19 protein-coding genes and 1 pseudogene are annotated in these 21,657 nt (G+C 40.2%); 8 read left to right on the top strand and 12 right to left on the bottom strand.

Going from position 1 to position 21,657, the window contains the following annotated elements:
• The first annotated feature begins 93 nt into the window (after positions 1 to 93).
• Positions 94 to 1,614: an acetyl-CoA C-acetyltransferase gene (locus tag MST16_RS06500; RefSeq protein ID WP_180010379.1), complete on the top strand. Its 1,521-nt coding sequence runs from the start codon at positions 94 to 96 to the stop codon at positions 1,612 to 1,614.
• A 68-nt stretch (positions 1,615 to 1,682) separates the two neighbouring features.
• Here the strand turns inward: MST16_RS06500 and MST16_RS06495 are convergent.
• Both MST16_RS06495 and aceI read right to left on the bottom strand, forming a co-directional pair.
• A pseudogene (locus MST16_RS06495) lies at positions 1,683 to 2,785 on the bottom strand (OmpW family protein).
• A 204-nt stretch (positions 2,786 to 2,989) separates the two neighbouring features.
• Entirely contained in the window at positions 2,990 to 3,415 is a 426-nt protein-coding gene (aceI, locus tag MST16_RS06490) for a chlorhexidine efflux PACE transporter AceI (RefSeq protein WP_180010380.1), read from the bottom strand.
• Positions 3,416 to 3,531: 116 nt separating this feature from the next.
• On the opposite strand from aceI, the gene MST16_RS06485 reads away from it, so the two are divergent.
• The 4 genes from MST16_RS06485 (at position 3,532) to MST16_RS06470 (ending at position 7,649) form a co-directional block, all read left to right on the top strand.
• The gene (locus MST16_RS06485; protein ID WP_180010381.1) at positions 3,532 to 4,422 is read left to right on the top strand and encodes a LysR family transcriptional regulator; all 891 of its coding nucleotides are present in this window, start codon (positions 3,532 to 3,534) and stop codon (positions 4,420 to 4,422) included.
• Between the two features lie 89 nt (positions 4,423 to 4,511).
• The gene (tal, locus tag MST16_RS06480; RefSeq protein ID WP_078191801.1) at positions 4,512 to 5,501 is read left to right on the top strand and encodes a transaldolase; all 990 of its coding nucleotides are present in this window, start codon (positions 4,512 to 4,514) and stop codon (positions 5,499 to 5,501) included.
• Between the two features lie 73 nt (positions 5,502 to 5,574).
• Entirely contained in the window at positions 5,575 to 6,225 is a 651-nt protein-coding gene (leuE, locus tag MST16_RS06475; protein ID WP_180010382.1) for a leucine efflux protein LeuE, read from the top strand.
• 254 nt (positions 6,226 to 6,479) lie between these two features.
• Positions 6,480 to 7,649, top strand: a complete 1,170-nt coding sequence (locus MST16_RS06470) for a benzoate/H(+) symporter BenE family transporter (protein ID WP_180010383.1) — start codon at positions 6,480 to 6,482, stop codon at positions 7,647 to 7,649.
• A 346-nt stretch (positions 7,650 to 7,995) separates the two neighbouring features.
• Here MST16_RS06470 and MST16_RS06465 read toward each other — a convergent pair whose 3' ends face one another.
• The 3 genes from MST16_RS06465 to MST16_RS06455 form a co-directional block, all read right to left on the bottom strand.
• Positions 7,996 to 8,556, bottom strand: a complete 561-nt coding sequence (locus MST16_RS06465) for a TetR/AcrR family transcriptional regulator (RefSeq protein WP_180010384.1) — start codon at positions 8,554 to 8,556, stop codon at positions 7,996 to 7,998.
• Position 8,557: 1 nt separating this feature from the next.
• A complete protein-coding gene (locus tag MST16_RS06460) occupies positions 8,558 to 8,902 on the bottom strand; it encodes an SMR family transporter (RefSeq protein WP_078188613.1) in 345 nt (114 codons plus the stop codon).
• Positions 8,903 to 8,983: 81 nt separating this feature from the next.
• Positions 8,984 to 9,991 carry an alpha/beta hydrolase gene (locus MST16_RS06455; protein ID WP_180010385.1) on the bottom strand — a complete coding sequence of 336 codons (1,008 nt, stop codon included), beginning with the start codon at positions 9,989 to 9,991 and terminating at the stop codon, positions 8,984 to 8,986.
• 312 nt (positions 9,992 to 10,303) lie between these two features.
• Here MST16_RS06455 and MST16_RS06450 point away from each other — a divergent pair, with 312 nt between their 5' ends.
• Both MST16_RS06450 and MST16_RS06445 read left to right on the top strand, forming a co-directional pair.
• Positions 10,304 to 10,747 (top strand): universal stress protein, encoded by a 444-nt coding sequence (locus MST16_RS06450; protein ID WP_078191806.1) that lies wholly within the window; start codon positions 10,304 to 10,306, stop codon positions 10,745 to 10,747.
• A gap of 141 nt (positions 10,748 to 10,888) precedes the next feature.
• Complete coding sequence (locus MST16_RS06445) at positions 10,889 to 11,335, top strand: universal stress protein (RefSeq protein WP_078188616.1); 447 nt, start codon at positions 10,889 to 10,891, stop codon at positions 11,333 to 11,335.
• Positions 11,336 to 11,384: 49 nt separating this feature from the next.
• Here the strand turns inward: MST16_RS06445 and MST16_RS06440 are convergent, their stop codons facing one another.
• The 5 genes from MST16_RS06440 to MST16_RS06420 form a co-directional block, all read right to left on the bottom strand.
• Positions 11,385 to 12,413 (bottom strand): DUF1311 domain-containing protein, encoded by a 1,029-nt coding sequence (locus tag MST16_RS06440; protein ID WP_180007886.1) that lies wholly within the window; start codon positions 12,411 to 12,413, stop codon positions 11,385 to 11,387.
• Between the two features lie 121 nt (positions 12,414 to 12,534).
• Positions 12,535 to 14,010 (bottom strand): OmpA family protein, encoded by a 1,476-nt coding sequence (locus tag MST16_RS06435; RefSeq protein WP_180010386.1) that lies wholly within the window; start codon positions 14,008 to 14,010, stop codon positions 12,535 to 12,537.
• 222 nt (positions 14,011 to 14,232) lie between these two features.
• Complete coding sequence (locus MST16_RS06430; protein WP_180010387.1) at positions 14,233 to 15,468, bottom strand: dihydroorotase; 1,236 nt, start codon at positions 15,466 to 15,468, stop codon at positions 14,233 to 14,235.
• A 9-nt stretch (positions 15,469 to 15,477) separates the two neighbouring features.
• On the bottom strand, positions 15,478 to 16,494 hold the full coding sequence (locus tag MST16_RS06425; RefSeq protein ID WP_180010388.1) for an aspartate carbamoyltransferase catalytic subunit: 1,017 nt from the start codon (positions 16,492 to 16,494) through the stop codon (positions 15,478 to 15,480).
• 369 nt (positions 16,495 to 16,863) lie between these two features.
• Positions 16,864 to 17,220, bottom strand: a complete 357-nt coding sequence (locus tag MST16_RS06420) for a hypothetical protein (RefSeq protein WP_180010389.1) — start codon at positions 17,218 to 17,220, stop codon at positions 16,864 to 16,866.
• A gap of 221 nt (positions 17,221 to 17,441) precedes the next feature.
• Here MST16_RS06420 and rlmKL point away from each other — a divergent pair, with 221 nt between their 5' ends.
• Positions 17,442 to 19,646: a bifunctional 23S rRNA (guanine(2069)-N(7))-methyltransferase RlmK/23S rRNA (guanine(2445)-N(2))-methyltransferase RlmL gene (rlmKL, locus tag MST16_RS06415; RefSeq protein WP_180092078.1), complete on the top strand. Its 2,205-nt coding sequence runs from the start codon at positions 17,442 to 17,444 to the stop codon at positions 19,644 to 19,646.
• A gap of 41 nt (positions 19,647 to 19,687) precedes the next feature.
• On the opposite strand, the gene MST16_RS06410 is transcribed toward rlmKL, so the two are convergent.
• Positions 19,688 to 19,846: a hypothetical protein gene (locus tag MST16_RS06410; protein ID WP_162689727.1), complete on the bottom strand. Its 159-nt coding sequence runs from the start codon at positions 19,844 to 19,846 to the stop codon at positions 19,688 to 19,690.
• Positions 19,847 to 20,343: 497 nt separating this feature from the next.
• Positions 20,344 to 21,645 carry a DUF945 family protein gene (locus MST16_RS06405; protein ID WP_180010391.1) on the bottom strand — a complete coding sequence of 434 codons (1,302 nt, stop codon included), beginning with the start codon at positions 21,643 to 21,645 and terminating at the stop codon, positions 20,344 to 20,346.
• Positions 21,646 to 21,657 lie beyond the last annotated feature (12 nt).

The following is a 21,657-nucleotide window of genomic DNA, read 5'->3' as shown; positions in this document are numbered from 1 at the left end:
GCTTTAGCGAATGTCATTTTAGTCAATTTACCCCTTTGGTGAATATGCTAATGTAGCCGTCAAGAAGATCATCAACATGCTTGGAAAAGCCTTATGAGCAAAACAACTCAAGAAAATCCAGCAGTCGAAAGTCCGACTACGGAAACTGTGTCAAATACATCAAAGAGTACGCCACGTACCGCTAAAAGTATGGGCACAGCAACCAAGTCTACAAGTGATGCCGCTAAAACGAGCCTTCCTCGTCGTGCATCTACACGTACTAAGACACCCGCTTCAACCCCTAAAACAGCTTCAAAATCAACAACTCAAACGTCTGTTCAACAGGATAATACCATGAGTCAAAACACAGTTCGCCGCGTTGCTATTATCGGTGGTAATCGTATTCCTTTCGCTCGTTCTAACGGCGCTTACTTCACTGCATCGAACAGCGATATGTTCACAGCTGCATTAAATGGTCTTGTTGAACGCTTCAACCTTCAAGGTCAACGCCTTGGTGAAGTTGTTGCTGGCGCTGTGTTAAAACATAGTCGTGACTTTAACATGACCCGTGAGTGTGTACTCAATACTGAACTTGCTCCTGAAACACCTGCTTACGATATTCAACAAGCATGTGGTACGGGTTTACAAGCTGCTTTCTTAGTTGCTAATAAAATTGCTTTGGGTCAAATCGAAGTGGGTGTTGCTGGTGGTGTAGATACAACCTCTGATGCACCGATCGCTTTTGGTGATGGTTTACGTAAAGCTTTACTTGAGTTGAACATTGCTAAAACGGGTAAAGACCGCCTAAAAGCATTAACTAAAATTAATGTTAAAGATTTGATGGATGCACCGAAGAACGGTGAACCACGTACAGGTCTTTCTATGGGTGACCATCAAGCAATTACGACACTTGAATGGGGTATCTCTCGTGAAGCGCAAGATGAACTTGCTGCATCTTCACATCAAAAAATGGCAGCAGCATATGATGAAGGTTTCTTCGATGACCTCATTACGCCATTCCTTGGTTTAGAGCGTGACAATAACTTACGTGCAGACTCATCAGTAGAAAAACTAGCGAAGTTAAAACCAGCATTTGGTAAAGGCGATGCGCGTACGATGACTGCGGGTAACTCGACTCCACTGACTGATGGTGCGTCATGTGTCCTTCTTGCGTCAGAAGAATGGGCAAAAGCAAACGGTCACGAAGTTCTTGCTTATTTAACTTTCCAAGAAACTGCGGCGGTTGACTTTGTAGAGAAGAAAGAAGGCTTGTTGATGGCGCCTGCGTATGCAGTGCCTCGTATGCTTGAACGTGCAGGCATTACACTACAAGACTTCGATTACTATGAAATTCATGAAGCGTTTGCATCTCAAGTATTGTCTACACTGAAAGCATGGGAAGATCCTAAATTCTGTAAAGAACGTTTAGGCTTAGATGCACCATTGGGTTCAATTGATCGTTCTAAATTGAACGTGAAAGGCTCATCACTTGCTGCAGGTCACCCATTTGCTGCAACTGGCGGTCGTATTATCGCAACTGCTGCAAAACTATTGAACCAAAAAGGTTCAGGCCGTGTACTTGTATCGATCTGTGCTGCGGGTGGTCAAGGCGTAACAGCAATTATTGAAAAATAATCCTTTATGTTTTAAAGCAAAAAACCGCTCTTGAGAGCGGTTTTTTTATTCTTTGATTCCGTAAATTTTTAGAAACGATAACCAACACCTAAATAAGTAATCAGCGGATCAATATCGATCTTGGTCGTTGCATGAATTAATTGTTCACCCGTCGTTTGGTTAATCACATCAATCTTGGTTTTGTTATTTAACTTCGCATAAGACACCGAAGCAACTGTAAACCAACTTGGGGTGAAGTCATAGGTAAATCCGAGTGTGACAATTGGAGCAATCGCATCATCCGCATCGACATCGACCACCATTTTTCCAGATGATTCTTTACCATCGAGTGCTGCACCTGCATTATTATCTTTAATGTTTTGAATCATATGCCCTGCAGCAATTAAGTCAGATTCAATGCCCCTTTATTGAGTTCAATATCATTAAAATAAGCATACATGATCCCTGCGCCCACATAAGGTCTAAACTTATTTACACCCGACTGACCAAATTGGTACTGTGCCTGAAATACCGGCGTCCAAGCTCTCGCACTCGCCGCTTTACCATAAGATGATAAATCCGTAATGGGTACTGCGTAATCTAGTGGCAAACCATCAGGGAATAATAAACCGCCTAGACCACCTGGCTCTGCTAGACCAGATAATGGCGCGGTAATCATACCCTTACCTTTAATATCTACCTCAGGTGGGATGCCGCCAATCACTTGCAAAGAAACATTATCATTAATATGGTAGTTAAATGTTAAACCTAATGTATCAACATCTTCTGCTTCAAGCCCCGTACCTTCAGCTGACCAATTATCTAGTCCATTGATCGTTGCGATCCCTGCAATCTCTGACTTGATATTGCCATCTTTATCTTTAATTAATCCTCCCAAAGGGCCATTCACAAGGTCGGTTAAAGTGTCCTTAAGATTCGCAGAATTACTCCCTTCATTATAAATTGCATTCGGATCAATCGCTTTTAGAAAACCTTCAGTACTAATTGTGCCTACTTCAGCCTGTGTGCCATTTGCTACCGCAGTATTAATATTAAATGGATTTGCCTTTCCTTGCGGCATCACATGCATCCAACCCGCAGATACAGAAAAACGTTTAAAGTTACCATCTGCAAATGTAAATTGTGTAAGCCCAAGTAAAACAACAGGTGTGACAATTTTTATCAATTTCATATGCTAACTCCTTGTCTTGCATATTTTTTTAATCAACTTATAAAAACATTCTTTGTTCTTATATTTAAAAGTTATGTAATTAGTATAATTTTCTATAGTTATATTATGTTTTTATATATTGTTATTTGTAAACTTATGCCCTATTTTAATGCAAAAAAGGCCTGTACTTATCAATACAGGCCAATGTGATTTTCTTGTTGAAATTTAACGATATTGTGGTTGGTAACCCAAGTGCGCCTCGATCTGGTCATAGCACCATTGGAAAATAAATGTGTAGACTAAAATACATATGGTCATACTAAAATCGAGCAAAATTGCCTGCCATAAGGTCATATTCATGGCATAAGCCACCATTGGGATGGTTGCAAGCATTAAGCCGCCCTCAAATCCAATCGCATGTAGAACACGTACACCAAAGGTTCTTTTTAACTTTCTTTTTGCTTCAAATTTTTCAAAATAATGATTAAAAATCATGTTCCAAATCACAGAAGTGACCGCCATCGCAATACCTAGCGTACCTGTCACCTCCATCGGAACTTTAAAAATAAAACTTAACGCAATAGCAATGATCACCAATAGGATGATCTCATAGCTTAGCGCATGAATAATCCTTCTCTTGGAAATCGTCATTTTGAAACACTCTATTATTTGTAAAAAACTTATTTTATTTTTATATTATTGATTAATCGAGTCAGGTTCTTTCAATATTATTGAAAGGTTGTATTCCTTTATTTTTCTATATGCACATGAATATTAATCAAGAACAACTACTGATTTTTAAAACAGTCATGGAAACAGGATCATTTTCCGCAGCTGCCAGACAACTCGGCAAAGTGCCTTCAGCGGTCAGCATGTCCATTGCCAATTTCGAAATTGATCTCAACCTTAAACTGTTTGAGCGCGTTGGTCGTGAGCCTGTGCCCACCGCTCAAGCGCTTAACCTGTATGAAAAAACTGAACAATTATTGATAGAAATCAATCAGTGGAAACAGCATGCAATTGCACTGAGTCATGGTTTAGAGTCTTCACTGAATATCGTGGTGGTATCAGAACTGCTTCATACTCAGTGGACCGACTATATCTCTTTGCTAGAAACTCATTTTCCATCTTTGCAAATCAATATTTTTTCTGCGCCTCAAGAAGATGCCCAAAAGATGCTATTACAAGGTCAAGCGCAGCTTGCTCTAATGTTTGAACGTGAACAGCTTGAGAGCTATGAACAATTTGTCGAATTGAAGCGTGAAGCATTGGTTCCTGTTGCTGCGACAAAACATGCCCTGTCGAAATTTAAGCAAGTCAGTTTTGAGCAAATTTTGCAAAGTCGACAAATCGTGGTCGCGAGTCGTGATAAAAGCATCAAACCAGAATTGTTATTTTCCAAACACAGTTGGCGTACAGATAACCACCACTCTGCCTGTTCGATGATTATTCAAGGGCTGGGTTGGGGTGTGCTTCCATTAGAGATGTTTAATGAAAATCCGACGCTCAAAGATCAACTCAAAATCTTAAGCTTTCAAGATTTCACACCCAAATTTGAATATTTCGTCGACTTGGTCTGGAACCGTGAAAAACCACTCGGCTCGGCTGCTCATTTTTTGATTAATCACATCCGAAATTCACGAAAAACTACGATTTAGACCGCCTAATTGGGCGGTTTTTGGTTGGGTTCTAAACAGATTGTGTTATAAAAGTATGTACACCAAGAACATTAAGAACTAGATTTCAAATGACTCAAAATGCGTTAAACCAATTAAAAAGCCTAACAACGATTGTTGCTGACAGCAGTGATTTAGCTGCGATTAATACATTCCGTCCATTGGATGCGACTACAAATCCATCTTTAATTACAGCAGCGGCAAATCAACCTGAAAATAAAGAACTGATTGAAAGTGCTTTTGAACAAGCGCGTAAAGAAGGTTATCAAAATGATGAGCTGGTTGAGCGCACCATCGATATTCTTACGGTCAAATTTGGTGTAGAAATTTTAAAATTGATCGAAGGACGTGTATCTACAGAAGTCGATGCAGCCTTGTCTTATGATACTGATGCCACCATTGCAAAAGCTAAAGAGTTACTGGCTTTATATGCACAGTATGGTATCGATCAAAACCGCATCTTAATTAAAATTGCCTCAACGTGGGAAGGCATTCAAGCCGCTAAAGCCCTTGAAGCTGAAGGCATTCACTGTAATCTGACGCTTTTGTTTGGTTTGCATCAAGCTCAAGCCTGTGCAGATGCTCAAGTCACGCTGATTTCGCCATTTGTCGGCCGTATTTTAGATTGGTACAAAAAAGCTGAAAATGTGGATAGCTACCCGATTGAGAAAGATCCAGGCGTGTTATCAGTGAAGCAAATTTACCACTACTACAAACAACATGACATCAAAACTGAAATTATGGGTGCTAGCTTCCGTAGTATTGATCAAGTGCTTGGCTTAGCAGGTTGTGATTTATTGACAGTTTCACCAAATTTATTGGCAGAACTGGAAAAAGATCAGCGTACCGTTGAAGTGCAACTGTCTAATCATCATGCGCATGCACACTGTCAACACGATGTACAAGTGCTCGACAAGCAAACTTTCAAAGCTGAAGTTGAAAAAGACTTAATGTCTTTCCAACTATTACAAGGCGGTATTGATGGTTTTATTAAAGCCCGTGAGCAATTAAGTAGCTTACTGCGTCAAACTTTTGGCTTAGATGCTGAAATAAAAGCTTAAATTAGAAATTTTCAGTTTCATTTAGAACCGAAGTTGTATACTACAGCTTCGGTTTTTTATTTGAGTGTCTTCAGTGTTTGGAATCACAGACTTAACGACCTTTATTATTGGTACGATATTAATTGTGATTTTACCCGGGCCAAATTCACTTTATGTCATGTCTGTTGCTTCTCGCTATGGCATTAAGGTCGGCTATTTAGGCGCTTTTGGCGTTTATACTGGCGATTTGATCTTAATCTTACTCACCGCTCTCGGTGCTGCATCCTTACTTCATGCCTTTCCTTGGTTATTCTTATTATTAAAAATTGTCGGTGCGCTGTATTTAAGTTATTTAGGTATCAAACTTTTCAAGGCTGCCTACCAAACATGGAATGCCGTTCAAATGCCAGAACAACTCGACACCAAGCAACTGAGTTTGAATGAATTGAAACCGTTTAAGACTGCATTAACCATCAGTATTTTAAACCCTAAAGCCATTCTTTTTTACTTATCGTTCTTTGTGCAATTCGTCGATCCTGCATATCCATATCCAGCGATTACATTCACCGCACTCGCGATCGTGCTGCAAATTATCAGTATGAGCTATTTAACGATTTTGATCTTTTCGGGTGCAAAACTGGCCACCTATTTTAGCCATCGTTATAAATTTACGGCATGCTGCGTGACAGCGGTTGGTCTTCTATTTTGTGGATTCGGTCTAAAGCTTGCGACATCTACCATGTAACTGACATGGGCAAAGTAGTACTGTTTTTTCTTAGGAAATTCCATATCCCTTTAAAGTTTTGAATGGATAAAACATCCTCAATGTGGGTTGTCGATTCGTTCTATTAAAGTGCTGTTTGTTAAAGTGTCGTTTGTGAATAAATAAAGTATTTCCATAATATCTCGATGAGCACTTTTACTGTACAGGACTTGAGCGTATCATCCTGAAAAATGTCATCTTAAACCTGCGCCAACAATAGTTATAGCTCGATCATTATGCAAAAACTACTCCAAGACTTTTCCATTCCAGCTGCTTTTGCAGGTTTTATTACGTTCTTAGTCGGGATCAGCGTCTCGGCTGTTTTGGTGATCCAATCTGCACAACTGCTCGGTGCCAACACCGCAGAAATAACCTCTTGGTTTTGGGCTCTAGGTTTGGGTATCGGCTTATGCGGGCTGATTCTGTCTTGGAAATTTAAATATCCCGTTGCGACTTCATGGTCCACTGCAGGACTGGCACTGATTTTAGCGACTGCAAATGGTTACAGCATGAATGCCGCTCTAGGCGCATTCTTGGTCTGTGGCTTATTGACAGCAGTACTCGGATTTTTAGGCATTTTTGAAAAAATACTGCGTTATATCCCGCAAAGTCTAACCAGTGCAATGTTAGCAGGCGTACTCCTAAAATTTGGCATTGAGTTATTTGTCAGTTTACAAAATGAATGGGCATTCGTTCTTGGTTTACTGGCGGCTTATGTCCTCAGTAAACGATTATTACCGCGTTATAGCATTGTCATCACAGTGATTATTGGCATCATGCTTTGTCCATTATTACTTGGCTTTCAATTACCGGCGCTTAATTTAGAACTCGCACAGCCGGTTTGGGTTACACCTGAATTTTCGATCTCAGCAATACTGGGTTTGGCGTTACCACTCTTTGTAATCAATATGGCCTCTCAGTATTTACCGGGTTTAGCTATGATTAAAAGTTATGGTTATCAACCCCACGTTAATCAACTAATTGGTTGGACTGGGACAGCCCAAACGCTACTCGCGCCATTTGGATGTTTTAGTGTCAATATTGCTGCGATTAGTGCGGCCATCAGTTTAGATGACCAAGCCCACCCCGATGAGAAAAAACGTTATATCGCAGGTATGACCTGTGGCTTTTTTTATATTTTGATGGGCCTGTTTGCAGCCACTTTGGTGAGTTTCTTAACCGCTTTTCCACTGGTGTTTATTACCGCTTTAGCAGGGATTGCCCTACTTGGCACCATTGGACACAACATCGTCATTGCTTTCCAAGAAGCTAGCGAACGTGAAGCCGCTCTACTCACCTTCTTGTTTAGTGCATCGGGCGTACAGTTTTTTGGTATTGGCTCTGCATTTTGGGGTTTGGTCTTTGGTTTAGTCGTGCATGCTATTTTCAAATATAAAAGAAATTAAGTCCTCAGTTAAATAATTTGCTTCAAATAAAAGAATGATACACGGTAACGTCATCCGCAAGTGTTTGAGATAGGACTACTTCTAATCAAAAATATTTTTGCGATATTTTGAATAATTAGACACTAGTGAACGAGTTTTGCGGTGGGGAGCAATGCTCCGCAAGATGGTTTCCTTACGAAGCGCGCTTCTCATTTTGCCGAATGAGAAACAACGTTTCGTAAGAGTACCTCCAGCCGAAGGCTAATCCATCTATTCAATCCCTAGATGTAAGACTCCGTCGAATAGACTTAAAAATCATTTTAAAAATGCGTAATTACTTTTACGTTTATAACATCAGTTATTTAATCTATTTCGCTCGATACGTTCGGGCGATCAGTTCTTGTTTTAATAATTGGGTTTCACTTTCGTCTTCCACTTCTGTAAAAGCGGTGAGCCAAATACCATCAGCTGCATAACGAACAATTTTGAGTTTTATATCCGAATCGGTCTGATGATGTCGTTCTAAACGTGAGTTCATCCATTCGATCCAATATTCATTAAAAGTTTTATCGGTCAGCATGGTCATCGAAATCGCGGACCATGACTGTTGCAAACCCATGATTTGTTTTTCTAAGGTAATTTCAATATAGGCACGGGTAAAACGACCGTATGGCTCAGAGTCTTCCTCAATTAAACGATCAACGACCTCGTCTAATTGAGCCAAAAGCATCACAATCATGGACTCTAAGAGCTTTTGCTTATTTGAAAAATGATGAAATACACCACCTTTTGTAACCCCAACTAAATCCGCAACGGCTTGAATCGACACCCCATTAACACCTTTATCAGCAGCAAGACGGATTGCATGCTGCAAAATACTTTGGCGTATCAGTTGAGGCTCTTTCTTACGCTGATGCGGATTATCCATATTAGTGTCCAGCTGAAGTTGAAAACAGGTTGATCACGACCACACCTGAAACAATCAGGCCTATCCCTAACATGGCTGGGAGGTCTAAACTTTGACGAAAGATAAAGTAGCCAATTAGTGCAGTTAAAACAATACCAACACCTGCCCAAATGGCATAAGCAATACCAAGTGGTATGACTTTAATCACCTGAGACAATAAATAAAATGCCAAACAGAATAAAACTGCGACAGCCAATGAAGGCGCAAGTTTGGTAAAGCCTTCTGACTTCACCAAAAATGTCGAACCAATTACTTCTGAGATAATCGCTAATGACAGTAAGCCATAGGCCAATGTTACCGAATTCATTAATCATTCCAAAACAAACATACCAACTGGTAGGTATGTTATTAAGTTAAAGATTATTCTGCAAGCCTTTTAAGTCTGTTTTTAATTTTTGACGGTCTGTGTGTGTTGTTGCAAAAATTCTAAAGTACGATCAAAGGTCTGCTGACTGGCCTTTTTACTCATCATAAATTGATATTCATGTACCAAAAATTCTTTCGAATCTGGATAAAATACCGCTGTCACAGGTACATTATTTGCCTTCAATTTTTCTACAAAAGGCTCAGATTGAGTTTTGGTTAAAAAATCTTTATTACCACCGCTGATAAATACTGGTGGATAATTTGAATTAATATTTGAGGCCGTTGAAATACGCGTTAAAAACTCGGCATCATCTTTTTTGTCTCCGGTATAGGCCTGAACCAAGTTATAGACGCCCCACTCGATCAGTCCAATCTCGTTGGGTGCAGTATTTACAAAGCTGTTTAAATCATAAATACCACAATGTAAAATCAGCCCTTTAAGCTGTGAAGGCTTTAATACAGGCTGAATCTTTGACGCTTGCGCAAAATCTGGATTCGTAACCAAGGCGGCATAATGACTGGCCATATTTGCACCTGCAGAATCCCCTGCCAAATACATATTTTGCGAATCAATGCCATATTGTGCCGCATGTAGATTTAAAAACCTCAATGCTGCATCAATTTGGTTGAGCTGTGTGGGATAAATGGCTTCAGGTGCAAACTGATATTGAACCGAAACCACATTATAGCCTTGGGCTGCGAGCCGTTTAAAATATCCACCTGCATGCTCTTTTGAACCTGAGACCCAACCGCCACCGTGGATCCAAACAATCGTTGGTCTGGGTGCAATCGCCATACTTGTTTCAGGTTGATAGATATCCAAGTTTAAATTTAGATTTTGTAGATATTGAATATTTGACTGCACAATAACATTGTCAGGTGCATGTAAGTTGATAAAGGTCTTTTGAACTTGTGTCGATAAGTTAAAAGCACCTGCAATCACTCTGGTACTGCTTTGCGTGTTTTGACAACCAGACAAATGCAACACTGAACAAATACTGAGTACAACCAACCCTACTTTATATGACATTTCTAACTATCCAATCGCATCAATTCTGTTATAAATCTTAGATTTAAAATCTGTATATAGTTTAGGCTTATTTTTATAAAGTTCATATTGATCTTTTAGGCTCAAAATCCGAGAAAATTAGTCGATTTTATTTTAATATTTTTTGAGCAAAGTCCGAGTTTTTCGCTCAGATTTATTTGACGACTTATCGACATTAATTTATGTAATTTTATGAATTTACAATATTTTTTAGATTAATAAATTGAACCATTCACGACAATGTGTTATCAATAATCTATAGGGTTTAAAAGCAAAATTACAGGAGATTGTTCCATGTCATATCAAAACATTTTAGTACCTGTCGATGGTTCAGAAATCTCGTTTTCTGCAGTTAAAAAAGCTGCAATTATTGCCAAGGCGTTTAACAGCCAACTCACTTTAATCAGCCTTGTTGCTGAAGACCCATTTACCGATGCAGACTTCTATTATTCTTCATCAATCATGAAAGAATATTTCGTACAAGCTTACGCAAATGCAGAATCTGCATTAAAAGAAGCTGTGCAAATTACAACTGAAGTGGGTGTAGAAGCACAAAGTAAGATTATTAAAGGCCAAGTTTCTGCTGAAGGTGTAGTAGAAGCAGCCAATGAAGTGAAAGCCGATTTGATCGTGATGGGTTCACATGGTCGCAAAGGATTTAAGAAAATGCTACTCGGTAGTTTCGCACAAGATGTACTCAGCAATACTGAATTACCCGTGTTGGTTGTAAAAGCTTAAGATGACTAAGCCCACATGATGTGGGCTTTTTTGTATTCAGCACACCCTTCACCAAAAAGCTTACTCTTTTGTCTAATTCATACAATATCGTGAATAGCGCAAGATTAGATTGATAACATTTAAAATATTAAGGAAGCAGATATGAGTCAATATCAACAAATTTTAGTCCCTGTGGATGAATCTCCAATTTCATATTCTGCTGTTGAACATGCCCTCAGCTTGGCTAAAAGTCAAAATGCACAAGTGACCATTGTCAGCGTTGTTGCTGTTGATCCATTTGTTGGTGTCGATTTCTATGCTGTTGCACCCGCAATCACTGAATATTTTATGCAAGCTGAAAAAAGTGCTCAGCTGCGTTTAGAAGATATCAAACAAACCTTTGTACGTGATGGTATCGAAGTTAAAACCCGTTTGATTCATGGTGTATCGCCAACCGAAGGGATTTTACAAGTGGCTGATGAAATCTCTGCAGACTTAATCATCATGGGTTCGCATGGACGCACAGGTTTAAAAAAAGCCATGCTGGGCAGCGTAGCACAAAATATTTTAACGCAGTGCCCAATTCCTGTTTTGATCATCAAGCAATAAACTAAGATTCAAAAAAAAGCCCTTCATTGAGGGCTTTTCTTCTTTTAGATCAATTAAAAACGTTATTTAAATACACAATTCGTTCTGTAGTTTTCTGATTAAAACATTTGGTATATTGCAACTCTTGATTTTGCGTATTCATCGCATCATCCCAGTATTGCGAATGCTTTTGATAAGTCTCTTTTTCACTTTCATTTAATGAATAAACACTTTTTTGTGCAAGCACTTTACAGTCGATATCACGCTTTTCAAACCAGTCTGCTTGATCTTGCTGTAACTGCGCCTTTTGTTCATCACTAAAACGATCCCAAGTCTGATTGAGACGATCCACCACTTTGGCATTATCCTGATCTAGCTCTTTTTTTCGAATATCCATTGCCTTTTGTGCAAGGCTCATTTGTTGAGATTGACTCTCCATCCCTTGCTGATAGGATTCTTCGTTTCGCTTATTTTGAGCACTATATGCCGCATATAGCACCGCATGACGTGTCACTGTTACAACGCTATCAATTACGTCATTTTGACTTGGGACACTTAAACTTAAACCATCTTTGTCCGTTTTAGTGATGCTATAGCTAAAGTTCCCTTTAAGCTGATCATTGTCCATGCTTAAGCCTGACTCACCATCTTCGAGTGAATCATTCAAAGTATAATTACCACGTTCTTCACAGCCTTCATCACATGGTCGTTCAGCAAAGGCGTTTTCAGCACGCTTTTGTAATCCTTTCGGGAAAACCACCAACAATTGACTGCTACATTCCAATGTTTTGGCTTTATTAGGGTCTTCAGTTAAAGTCGTGACATTTTGAATGTTAAATTTTAGATTTTTTACAATCAGATCCATGAGTTGCTGATCGGCTTCATAATCTGACTGACGTATTTCTTTGTTTAATTCTTTGAGATATTCTTTTTTTAAATGATCTTGCAATTGGTCAATATTGGCTTGTGCAGTACAACTCCAATCTTCCAAAGCAGGCGCTTCCGTTTTGGCTTCTGTATCTTTTTTATTTTTAAAATTATCACAGCCGGATATTAATGCCGCAGACAACATGAGGCTCGTGATGACTATTTTTTTCATTGTATAAGTACCATTATGATTTTATTCTTCGGGCGTATTTTACTCAAAATTACAGCGCTTTGACGAGAAAAATCCCCGCATGTGCAGGGATTTTTTATATATCATCTCATTTAGTACGGTTTTAATTGGCCTTTTCAGTCACGCCTTCATTGGTAACATCTCGTACTTTGCCATTCTCGGTATTTAAAACTTCAAACTCAATACGTCGGTTTTTGAATTGACCTTCTTTGGTGCTGTTTTCTGCTACCGGTTTTTCTTGACCATAACCCACCGCTTGAAGCTGTGCAGGATCAACGCCTTTCGACACCAAATAATCCACCACAGCTTGTGCACGCTCTTGCGATAAAGCTTTATTCGCTTCCGCATTACCCACAGCGTCGGTATGACCTTGTACAGTCAGATGTACCTGTGTTGCGCGCTGCATTAACGCTGCCGCTTGATCCAAAATCGATTTATTCACGTCAGGAATATCAGATGAACCTGTCGCAAAATTAATAATTTGTAAGTTCAGCGCAGTCGCAACATCTAGAGCACGAACTTGTTCAGGGTTAATACTCGCTAATGCTTTTTGTGCATCAGTAATACTGTTATCTACTGCAGTTTGTTCGCTCACGCCTTCTTGAATCAATACCGTCATATTTTTTGCTAAAGGCTTAATTTGATTGGCAAGGCTTTGAGCATCCGCAGGATTTTGCGACAAAATCGATAACTGATTTTCTGTCCAGGTTAAAGTGGTATTTGGCACACCTTTAAGTTTTTGCAGAACCGTTGGAATGGTATCTTGATCAATAAATTGAGTATGGTAACTGGCATCAGATGAAGCACCACAACCCGTATTAAAGTTAAAGATCTGTTTGACTTGTTGCTGCAAAATTTCAAGATAATTTGAATCACCAGTTTGAATTTGACAGTTGGTTAACTGCCCATCTGTACCGGTGCTAAATTGCATATGCGCTGGCTGAGATGCCGCAGGCTGTGCAACCGTTGTTGCAGAGGTGGTTGGTTCTTCTTTATTAGTACAAGACTTAAACCAAAATGCGATCAGACCCAATAATATAAGCAGCGCAATAATTGGCAATAACCAATTCGAGCGTTTTTCCTCAACGATAACAGGTGTTGGTTCAACAACAGGTGCTTGGTGTAATGTACGGCCAGCTGCAGTGTTGACCCCTAAACCTGCGAGTAAAGGTACTGCCCATTGTGGTAGTGCCGCCAAAATGCTATCTGCATGATTATCAAGTAAATGCGTGATTGCGACGGGATCAGATGAACCCGCTTCATTTTCAAGTGCCCCTAAAGTTGGAGCTATAGAGTGGTTTAAGGTTTGCTCTATTTCTGACGTTGGGGCCGTACCGCCACCGAGATGTTGCAAAAATTGTTCTTTTAATGTGGGATTTGCTGAAAATATATCACTAATACGAGGGTTTAACTGTTTTTGAAAGGCATCAATAAATTCAGGTTTGGATCGAAAAATATTTAACAGGAATGGAATAAACTGGCTAATGGCTGAATTTTTTTCAGTTAAGTGTTGTGTATCACCGTCCAGCACAATCGAGGAGACGTGCTGCTTAATCAGCGCTAATAAATCTATACTCATATTTGTACTCCATGCAGTTGTCATTATTTTCATGTGTACTTCAGTTTATATGCTTATTTTTTGATCAAATGTAATAATTTGTTCGGACTTGTCAACGCTTTAATTTCTTCTTTTATTTTCAATCTATTAATTTCAATCTTCACTAAAAAAGCCAGCCGAAGCTGACTTTTAGATATCAAATTAAAATGCTAGGACTCAACATTTTCCATGTTGAGCTTCAGCTTAAACGGCATAAAAAGCTTGAAGCACTTTACCTTTAACGGTGTGCTGAATTAATGGTGTGTTCTTACCATTTGACACAATCGTGTCTTTATTGATGGTCCATTCAAGCTCTGGGTCGACTAGTACCCAACCCGCTTCATCCGCCCAACGTTGTTGCATATTGGCTACTTTAGCAGGTGCGAGTGTAACTTTCTCAACCCATTCCAGTGGGCTTAATAGGCCTTCTTGAATCAGTTGAATACCAAAAGGTACATAGGTATCAAATGCGGTAAAACCGGGCTGTGTTTCAGCAAAAGGCGCCATTTTCGCAGAGCTGCTCAGTGGCTCATGATGTGTACAGATCGCGTCAATCACACCGTCTTTTATCGCTTGGCGGAGCAAGTCTTTATCTTGCTCAGAACGTAGCGGCGGACGCACATGTGCAAGTGAATTAAAGCCGTCAATCAACTGATCAGTTAAATGCAATTGGTGCATGGCTACATCGCAAGTCACCGGTAAGCCTTTCGCTTTAGCATGTTTAATCAATTCAACAGATGCGCCTGATGACAACAGACCAAAATGCGCACGCACTTTAGTGGCTTCAATCATCAGTAAATATTTTGCAATGGCTACGGTTTCCGCTAATGCAGGGATCATCGGTAAACCTTGACGAGATGCGACAAAGCCTTCATGCACACAGCCATCTTTGGCAATCTGCGGTTCTTCGGCATAGAACACAACGGTCATGTTCAGACCCGCAGCATATTCCAAGGTACGAATCACCACATCATCGTCCATAAATGGCGCATTAGCATTCGATACCGCAGTACAGCCACCTTTTTTCAAACCCGCCATATTCGCAGGCTGCTTGCCTAACAAGCCTTGAGTTTGCGCGCCAATCACCTGCAGATAAATGCCACCATCAATCATGGCTTTTTCCACCAGGCCATGAATCAATGCGCCATTGTCCTGCACAATCGGTTTTGAGTCAGGCGGGGTAAACACATGCAAAATACCATTCGCACGTGCAGCCTTACCTTCTGACTTTAAAGTGCCATGCTGCTGCTGACCCGGCTCACGCAAACGCGCACAGAGATCAACCATACTTGGCATCAGCCATTTGCCTTGACCATCAATGGTTTCAGCGGCATTGCTTTCGGCAACCAATCGGCCATTTTCAATATAAACCGTCTGTACGCTGTCAGTTTGATTGATTGGATCTAAGACACGTACATTTTCAACTTTAACAATACTCATGACTATCCCTTAAACCGCAATCGCTTCAATTAAACCTTTTTCTTGCAGCTGACCTTGCATCGCCAAAGCCAGTACCGCCATACGCACCGCAATACCGTTGGTCACCTGATGTAAAATCACGGACTGAGCACCATCGGCAATACTCGAGTCAATTTCAACACCGCGGTTCATTGGTCCCGGATGCATCACGATGCAGTCAGGTTTTGCCAAAGCCAAGCGTTCTTTATTCAAACCGTACATTTTGTAGAATTCAGCTTGAGATGACAGCGCAGGAGAATCAATACGTTCATTTTGAATACGTAAAGTAATAATCACGTCGCAGTCTTGAATGCCGTCTTCCATATTGTTGAACAAACGAATGCCTTCGCCATAATCATCAAAACCGTAAGGCAGCAAAGTATTTGGCGCAATGACACGAATATCTTTACAGCCCAATGTTTGCAATGCAGCGACATCTGAACGGGCAACACGCGAATGCTTAATATCGCCAATAATGGCAATGGAAATGTCTTCAAAATTCTTTTTGGTTTCACGGCGAATCGTCAACATATCCAACATGGCTTGCGTTGGATGCGCATGACGGCCATCGCCTGCATTGATGATTGCCACATGCGGACAAACATCTTTGGCAATAAAATGCGGCGCGCCTGACGATGAATGACGAACCACAAAAATGTCGGTCGCCATCGCCTCTAAATTCCACAAGGTATCACGCAGTGTCTCGCCTTTTGATGTACTTGAACGTGCAATATCAATGTTCAATACGTTTGCAGACAGGCGTTTTGCTGCCGCTTCAAAAGTGGTACGGGTACGTGTTGAATTTTCAAAAAACAGGTTCATCACCGTACGACCTTCTAAAAGGTTGTTGGTAATCAGCTGATTTTGGTCATTAAAAAAGGACTGTGCAGTGTCCAATATTTTTGTGAGAGTTTCTTTAGAAAGGCCTTCGATGGTGAGGAAATGTTTTAAGTTACCATCTTGGTTGAGTTGAATCTGGCTCGGTGTATGCAATGCCGCCAAGTGCATGAGAGATTCCTTATCGTTAAGTTAACGCATTATACAGAGAATCTTGGCAAATGGCAGTTGAAGTTTTCAACGTTCAATGCAAACGCATGATGTTATTCAAAATGAATTTTCAAATTCCTATCTATCATTTCAATTAGATAAATTAAACGGTTTAAATTAAACTTCACCTTTCCCCTTTCAAAAAGCCTTCAAACAGGACTTCTATCTGTCCTTATTTTTGATTGAATTGAATACTTTCAAACAGATAAAGTTCAGCTATGAACAACCGCCTTCTGCACAGTTCAACAGCTCTTGAAACATGGAAAGATGGTTGATACTTCAGGCGGTGTGCAGCAGGAAATTTATGCTGCTGCTCACAGCGGGATTGAATTAACGCAATGCGCCAATATAACGATGTGCAACCTGTGCTTTATAGATATCTTCCGCAGTCGGTTCGCTCATTAAAATTTCTGCTGTTTCAGATTGAACTGAGCTAACTATTGGTTCTTCTTGTGCTGAAACTGCAGCTTCATGCAAATTCAACTCGCTGTAAAGCCGCGCAACCAAACGAGATAATTCAGGATCGGCCGTTTCCAAAGCCAAGTTAGAAACAAAGCGTGCGTATTCGACATTCTCAACCACATATAATGCGTCAATAACCCGACCTGACACACGACGTAAGCGCGCATAGATTAAAGTGGCGATTGAAAATGCGTTTGATTGACTATTGATTGCCAGCCCTGTCATAAATACCCCTAATGATATCAATATTATAAAGATCGAATTTTGATCAGGGTTATAGCAATTTTTGTACCATTAAGTGATATTTCTCACAATGTACGCAGAATAAATTTGGTAAAGTCATTCAAATCTACCGATATTTCTCCCGTTTCAGCGCAATATCGTCCGCCCAAATCCACGAAAATACGTTAAAATATGCGATTGCTTTTTTGCCTTTGGAAATTTACATGAATTCGAAACCGCGTCTTTCTACATATTGGGTTACCTGTGCAGATGGACTGGAAACCTTACTCCGCGAGGAAATTGAAGGTTTAGGTGTTCAAAATATTGAACAGTTCCCGGGTCGTCTTGTATTCAAAGGCACACTTGAAGATGCATACCGTATTTGCATGTGGTCACGTTTGGCTTCTCGTGTACTCACTCCAATTCATACACATGAATTAGAGTTCACGCATGATGCACGTGATGTAGCGGAAGAGCTCTATGAAGGTGCAATAAACTTTGACTGGTCACTTATTTTTGCACCACAAAGTACATTTGCCGTTCGTTTACACATCGAACGTGACATTAAAGTCAATTCTCAGTTCGCAACTTTACGTGTCAAAGATGGTGTGGTCGATTCCTTTATGGAAGCTGTGGGCAAACGTCCTAGCATTGACATTAAGCAACCTGAAATTACGTTGTATGTATTAGCTGGCAAAACTGAACATACTTATTGCTTAGATTTATCAGGTGACTCTCTGCATAAACGCGGCTACCGTCGCTACATGACAGATGCACCGATTAAAGAAAACTTAGCGGCTGCTATCTTACAGAAAGCAAAACTTAAACAACATCAACCCGATATTATCTTGGACCCAATGTGTGGTTCAGGGACCTTTATCATTGAATCTTTAATGATTTTGACTGACCGCGCACCAGGCCTTGTTCGTCGTTTTGGTTTTAATGGTTGGAATGGTCATGACCATGAACTTTGGATGTCAATTAAAGGCGAAGCGGCTGAGCGTCATAAAGCTGCACTTGAAAATCCTCTCCCACAATTCTATGCATTTGATGCAGACTGGGAAGCGGTAAAAGCGACCAAACAAAATATTATTGCTGCAGGTTTCGAATCTGTACTTGATCAAATTAAAATTGAAGAACGTACACTTGCAGACTGGACAGAATTCCAAGCAACAGGTAAGAAAAGCTTTGTTGTCACTAATCCTCCATACGGCGAGCGTTTAGGTGATAAAGCCTCTAACCGCGCACTGTATTTAGGTCTATCGGCATTATTACAAAAGAACTTCCCAAATCAGCCTGCTGCGATTATTGCAGCACAAGTTGAACAGGCCGATGTCCTTGCCTTTAATGATCCGCAAATTTTGCGTTTGATGAATGGTAAGCTCCCAATTTACGTCCGTTTTGGTACAGTCAAACCTGCAGCAGTTCAAAAGCCTTTCCTCGAGCATTGGAAACCTCAACAATTTGAAAAAATTGAAGGTGCAGAAGACTTTACTAACCGTCTGCAAAAAAACATGCAGAATCTTAAAAAATGGGCAGTTAAAGAAAATATTTTCTGCTTACGTTTATATGATGCCGATTTACCAGACTTTAATGTCGCAGTAGATTTGTATGGTGATCGTTTACACGTACAAGAATACGCACCACCGAAAAAAATTGACCCTGAGAAAGCCAAAAAACGCTTTAACTTAGCACTGCAAGCGATTCGTGCAGTGACAGGCTTAGGTCGTGATGCGATTTTCATTAAAACACGTGCCCGCCAAGAAGGTAAAAATCAGTACACCAAACAAAGTACTGCGTCTAAACGTTTTATCGTTCAAGAAGGCAAAGCAAAGATTTTGGTGAACCTAACAGACTACCTCGATACAGGTTTGTTCCTTGACCATCGTCAAATGCGTCTACGGATTGCCAAAGAAGCCAAAGGTAAACACTTCCTGAACTTATATAGCTATACCTCTACAGCGAGCTTACATGCAGCGCTTGGCGGTGCAGCAAGTACGACCAGTGTCGATTTGTCAAATACCTACCTAAACTGGTCTAAAGAGAACTTTGTACTGAATGGTTTGACAGTAGATCATGCAGATGAACAACATCAGTTCTTCTCTAGCGACTGTTTTGAATGGTTGAAAGAAGGTCACGAGCAATATGACCTGATCTTTATTGACCCACCAACATTCTCTAACTCTAAAAAGTTCTATGGTACGTTTGATGTCCAACGCGACCATATGTCTTTGCTTAAACGTGCCATGAACCGTTTAACCACTGACGGAACGCTTTACTTCTCAAACAACTACCGTGGTTTTGAGATGGACGATGTGATCATGGCAATGTTTGACGTTGAAGAAATCAGCAATGAAACCATTGGCCTAGACTTTAAACGTAATACCAAAATTCACCGTGCATGGAAAATCACTCATCCACAAATCTAAGGTTTGACTTTAGAAATTCCTGATCTATGAAATGAAGCACGTCAGTGCTTCATTTCAACCACGACTCCATCTGGATACGTTACTCGAATATTTTCATGTCGCTCTTGCAGCACAATACGGTTAATCGGTGCAACTTCAGGAGATTGTATTAACCCGACCTGATCCGCTGCCCTTTTCTTTTGAAGCAAATAATCACTCATGGTTGAGCCTTCAAGCTGGGTCTCCTGAATGATCTTATTATTACGATTAGATTTATGATTTGAATTGTTCTGCTGCTCTTCTTTGGGTTTAGCTGCTTCACTCTCAATAATATCTAAGGTTTCTTCACTAAACTTTTTTTCCCTTGCGTTTCATTCGACAAACGTTGATCTGAAATTGAAGTACCCGCAAAAACTGTAGACTGAACAGCGATTAGAAAAATGCTACTAATAAGACTGTGTTTTACCCAAGAACATTTAGGCATGGATGAATGAACAAGTTTCCGTCTAAAAAAATAATCGTGTGACATGGTGTCTTTCCTATTGTTGTTTTCATTGGCTAGTTGCCCATTGACGCTAGCAACTTTTCAACTGTTCAACAATGGCTAGGCCGCTGTGTTCCGATAAACTGAAAATCATAATTCTGTAGCCAAAAATACAAAACCGCCAATCTATGACGGTTTTATATTTTTTAAACTTAACTACTCACTACTGGTTGCTTATTTCTTTTGTATGGCTTGACCAAAAAGCTTTTGACCGAACTTATATTGCATACTCATGACCATGTTATTGCCATCGCGCTTGCCTTGCCCTGATGTTTCAAAACCTGCAAACATGGCTTCAGCTTCCTGTCCAGACAAACTTTTGCCCTGTAATTGTAAAAAGTTATTCATGATTGCAGTCATCATATTTTTATCAAAACTTAAGTCTGCTTGAAAATCCAGTAAGCTCGGTACCATTTTAATAAAAGACTCCATTGAAGCATGGTGTCCCGGCATGACTTTCCCCACGACATTTGCAGAGGCTTTACCTCCACCAATACTGATCGAGTTATCTTTAGACTCAAAATCAAAACCTTGACTTGCGATTGCTAAGAAAGCTTGAGTCATTTCTTCACTTGATTCACCCACTGCATCGCATGAATTTTCCACCTGATGCAAAAGTTCACTAAATGCACGGACTTTATCCAGATTGACTTTATGCAATGCCAAATTTAGTGCGAAATCTTTGGTGACCGGTGAACCTGGGAAATCCATCTCATCAGCTTTTAAGTAGCCTTCAAAGTCCACATCATGTTTATTTAGTTCGGTCTCCCAACGCAGTTGCATACCACGCATGCCGCCTGAGAACTTTTGATCTAAACGTTTGATAGAACCCGCTTGAATTTCAACAAAACCATTTTCAAGATTTTTCTGATTTAGACCTTGATTGGTCTTCATCGAAAAATTTTGCACCATGGTTTGCATTGGACCTTCACTCAACCTAACCACAGGTAAATGGATTGAAAGCTCAGATACCTTAGTGACTTGCCCCGGTAAACTACTGATCCGAATTTGCAATTGGCTTGCATCAGCTTGTACTGTTGCACCTTGTGCAGTCGTTTTAAATGCAGGAATCTGTAAATCTGTTTTACTTTGACCAATCCAATTGACCAACGTTTTTGCCGTTAAGTCCGTGCCAAAAAGCTTGGCATATTCGGACGTACTTTGTTGTTGAACAATCTTAAAATTCGAGTTGATATTATAGCCTTTCAACCCACGTTGAATCTGATCTGTACCCTTCAACACGATCACTTCTTTCGGTTTACACGGGTCTGTTTTCAGGGTTAATACCCAATCGACTGTTCCACCCATCAAGCCCATTTGATAATTGCTGTACTTTACATCAACATCTTGTACAGCTGCGGACCAATTATTCTGTGTATAAAATTGGGCAAGAGATTTATCTGCATATAAATTCCCTCCCACCACTGCTGCTGAAAGCACCGCTAAACTGCCAATTCCCCACATCAACTTCGACATGTCTTTCTCATT

Origin of the sequence: Acinetobacter sp. YH16040_T (assembly GCF_024605785.1) — a bacterium.
Classification (GTDB): domain Bacteria; phylum Pseudomonadota; class Gammaproteobacteria; order Pseudomonadales; family Moraxellaceae; genus Acinetobacter; species Acinetobacter amyesii.
This window is presented reverse-complemented; position numbering and strand designations above follow the sequence as displayed.

Bases quoted from the DNA above. Each gene is read 5' to 3' on its own strand.
- MST16_RS06500 (WP_180010379.1), top strand. From the start codon at position 94: ATGAGCAAAACAACTCAAGAAAATCCAGCAGTCGAAAGTCCGACTACG.
- aceI (WP_180010380.1), bottom strand. From the start codon at position 3,415: ATGACGATTTCCAAGAGAAGGATTATTCATGCGCTAAGCTATGAGATC.
- MST16_RS06485 (WP_180010381.1), top strand. From the start codon at position 3,532: ATGAATATTAATCAAGAACAACTACTGATTTTTAAAACAGTCATGGAA.
- tal (WP_078191801.1), top strand. From the start codon at position 4,512: ATGACTCAAAATGCGTTAAACCAATTAAAAAGCCTAACAACGATTGTT.
- MST16_RS06470 (WP_180010383.1), top strand. From the start codon at position 6,480: ATGCAAAAACTACTCCAAGACTTTTCCATTCCAGCTGCTTTTGCAGGT.
- MST16_RS06465 (WP_180010384.1), bottom strand. From the start codon at position 8,556: ATGGATAATCCGCATCAGCGTAAGAAAGAGCCTCAACTGATACGCCAA.
- MST16_RS06460 (WP_078188613.1), bottom strand. From the start codon at position 8,902: ATGAATTCGGTAACATTGGCCTATGGCTTACTGTCATTAGCGATTATC.
- MST16_RS06455 (WP_180010385.1), bottom strand. From the start codon at position 9,991: ATGTCATATAAAGTAGGGTTGGTTGTACTCAGTATTTGTTCAGTGTTG.
- MST16_RS06450 (WP_078191806.1), top strand. From the start codon at position 10,304: ATGTCATATCAAAACATTTTAGTACCTGTCGATGGTTCAGAAATCTCG.
- MST16_RS06445 (WP_078188616.1), top strand. From the start codon at position 10,889: ATGAGTCAATATCAACAAATTTTAGTCCCTGTGGATGAATCTCCAATT.
- MST16_RS06440 (WP_180007886.1), bottom strand. From the start codon at position 12,413: ATGAAAAAAATAGTCATCACGAGCCTCATGTTGTCTGCGGCATTAATA.
- MST16_RS06435 (WP_180010386.1), bottom strand. From the start codon at position 14,010: ATGAGTATAGATTTATTAGCGCTGATTAAGCAGCACGTCTCCTCGATT.
- MST16_RS06430 (WP_180010387.1), bottom strand. From the start codon at position 15,468: ATGAGTATTGTTAAAGTTGAAAATGTACGTGTCTTAGATCCAATCAAT.
- MST16_RS06425 (WP_180010388.1), bottom strand. From the start codon at position 16,494: ATGCACTTGGCGGCATTGCATACACCGAGCCAGATTCAACTCAACCAA.
- MST16_RS06420 (WP_180010389.1), bottom strand. From the start codon at position 17,220: ATGACAGGGCTGGCAATCAATAGTCAATCAAACGCATTTTCAATCGCC.
- rlmKL (WP_180092078.1), top strand. From the start codon at position 17,442: ATGAATTCGAAACCGCGTCTTTCTACATATTGGGTTACCTGTGCAGAT.
- MST16_RS06410 (WP_162689727.1), bottom strand. From the start codon at position 19,846: ATGAGTGATTATTTGCTTCAAAAGAAAAGGGCAGCGGATCAGGTCGGG.
- MST16_RS06405 (WP_180010391.1), bottom strand. From the start codon at position 21,645: ATGTCGAAGTTGATGTGGGGAATTGGCAGTTTAGCGGTGCTTTCAGCA.